This is a genomic window from Corallococcus praedator (genome assembly GCF_003612125.1).
Taxonomy (GTDB): domain Bacteria; phylum Myxococcota; class Myxococcia; order Myxococcales; family Myxococcaceae; genus Corallococcus; species Corallococcus praedator.
This window is the reverse complement of sequence record NZ_RAWI01000788.1, coordinates 1-930: the sequence shown is the minus strand read 5'-3', so window position 1 is coordinate 930 and position 930 is coordinate 1. Positions and strand designations below refer to the sequence as shown.

2 protein-coding genes are annotated in these 930 nt (G+C 71.8%); both read left to right on the top strand.

What is annotated here, in order from left to right:
• Positions 1-494 (top strand): sugar phosphate isomerase/epimerase family protein (locus tag D7Y13_RS41760; protein WP_147452658.1); only part of this gene is annotated, 494 nt, incomplete at its 5' end.
• Positions 491-930, top strand: a 440-nt coding sequence (locus D7Y13_RS41755; protein WP_208734558.1) for a glycosyltransferase, incomplete at its 3' end; no start/stop codon positions are given. The genes D7Y13_RS41760 and D7Y13_RS41755, both read left to right, overlap by 4 nt.

Below are 930 nucleotides of genomic sequence, written 5' to 3'. Positions count from 1 at the left end.
CGGGGGTGACGCAGGAGCTGGCGTGGCCATGGTTGGTGGAGGGGGTGGCCCGGCTGGCGGACCACGCGGCCTTACGCGGGGTGGTGCTGGCGGTGGAGCCGGAGCCGGGGATGTTGGTGGAGACGGTGGACGCGTGGCGCCAGTTGCAGGTGAGCGTGGCGGCGAAGGGAGCGGCGCCGGTGCGGCTGGCGCTGGACGTGGGACACCTGCTGGTGACGCAGGAGCGGACGCCGGCGGAGGCGGTGCGCGAGTTCGCGCCGGTGCTGGGAACGGTGGCGCTGGAGGACATGAAGCGCGGCGTGCATGAGCACCTGCCGTTCGGTGAGGGGGACGTGGACGTGCCGTCCGTCCTGCGCGAGCTGATGCGCGTGGGGTACGACCGGCTCATCTGCGTGGAGCTGTCCAGGGATGCGCACCGGGCGCACGAGATGGTGCCCGGCGCGTTGGCGTGGTTGCGGGCGCGCCTGCCGACGGGCGCGGAGGTGGCGGCGTGAACGAACTGAACCGGCTGCGGATCTGCTTCATCTCCCGGCGCTTCTTCCCGGCGATCTCCGGGATGAGTGTCTATGCGCTCAACCTGGTGCGGGAACTGGTGGCGTGCGGGCATGACGTGACCATGGTGAGCCAGTACCGCAACGACCCGGCGGGCATGGCGGTGTACGGGGGCGGGCCACCGCCGGGGATTCCAGGCGCGCACGTGCTGGGGTGTGAGTCCCGGGGCGAGCAGCGCATCAACCACGGCCAGCCCGCGAGCTTCGAGCAGGACGTGGAGGACCTGGTGGACACGGTGATTCGCGAGCACCGGCGCCGGCCCTTCGACATCATCCACGCGCAGTATGGCTATCCCTGTGGCCTCGCGGCGCTGGAGGCGGCGCGGCGGCTGGGCCTGCCCAACGTGGTGTCCATCCAGGGCGGGGACGGGCACTGGGT